The 937-nt window shown below is 39.5% G+C and carries 2 protein-coding genes; both read right to left on the reverse strand.

Annotated features, from left to right (window positions below):
• Nucleotides 1-54: 54 nt before the first annotated feature.
• A complete protein-coding gene (locus tag N9I19_RS24940) occupies nucleotides 55-738 on the reverse strand; it encodes a hypothetical protein (protein ID WP_317779363.1) in 684 nt (227 codons plus the stop codon).
• 12 nt (nucleotides 739-750) lie between these two features.
• Nucleotides 751-937 (reverse strand): hypothetical protein (locus tag N9I19_RS24945; RefSeq protein WP_317779364.1); only part of this gene is annotated, 187 nt, incomplete at its 5' end.

Genomic DNA, 937 nt, shown 5'->3' on the forward strand with positions numbered 1-937 from the left:
AAAGTTTCATCAGTTTCTGAATTATCATAATTACATAAAGTACATTTTTTCATATTATCTCTCCCTTTGTTTGTTATTGGCTTTTTTCTTAACCATTTCTCGTTCCCATTCTTCGTGTTCCAATTCTCGTTTAACCTGATAAAAGAAGTTATCCAAGAAAGAAGTGTCGATGCTGAAAGTTGGATCTCGTTCAAATTCACGGTCCTGATAAAAGTCATGATCAAATTCCCTGGGAGGTGGGTCGAACGGTCTTACGCGTTCTTTCGTTTTTTGGAATTGTTCGCGAAAGAACTTCCTATCTTCATTTGAAATTTTGAGTGTATGTTCCACTCCGTCCCTGTCCTTGTAAGCGGCCCTTATTGCAACATGGGCGTGAGGGTGGTTTGGGTTACGATGTTCAGCAGCTACCCAATCCAAGCGATAACCGGTTTTAATTTCCCATTCCTTCATTACTTCACGAATCATTTTTTGATAATCTCCAGGCTTAAATCCTGACCTGTTCCACTCATCACCCGACATTGAAAATAGTACAGTGTGAATAGTTGGTACAGCGGAATGGCTGAATCGTTTAGCCTTCAATGATTCTATAAATTCGTTTGTGTTGGAAACGTCGGAATGTTCTGAAAATAATCCAAGTGATTCTGATTTGTCTTCGCGTTCTCGAAAACCAATATATCGAATGTGTGCTTCGGCATCATCAAAAGCTTTGATGTATCGGTGAGAAGCATATGCCCCCATTTTGTCACCACCTTAATCTTCATCATCAACTTCTTGTGACAACGAGAGTAATAACAATCCAACAACACCGCAAGAAATAATTGAAAGCAACTCTTTAATAGAAGGAACGCCAGTCAAACCAAGGAAATAGGTTAAAAAAAGAGGCGGCAATCTGCCACCTCTTACGATCTCAATTCCCGATGAATTGCTGAGTCCAATA

Source organism: Peribacillus sp. CSMR9 (assembly GCF_033141925.1).
Lineage (GTDB): Bacteria > Bacillota > Bacilli > Bacillales > DSM-1321 > Peribacillus > Peribacillus simplex_A.

Excerpts from the sequence above, each read along its gene's own strand:
- N9I19_RS24940 (WP_317779363.1), bottom strand. The coding sequence starts at position 738 with ATGGGGGCATATGCTTCTCACCGATACATCAAAGCTTTTGATGATGCC.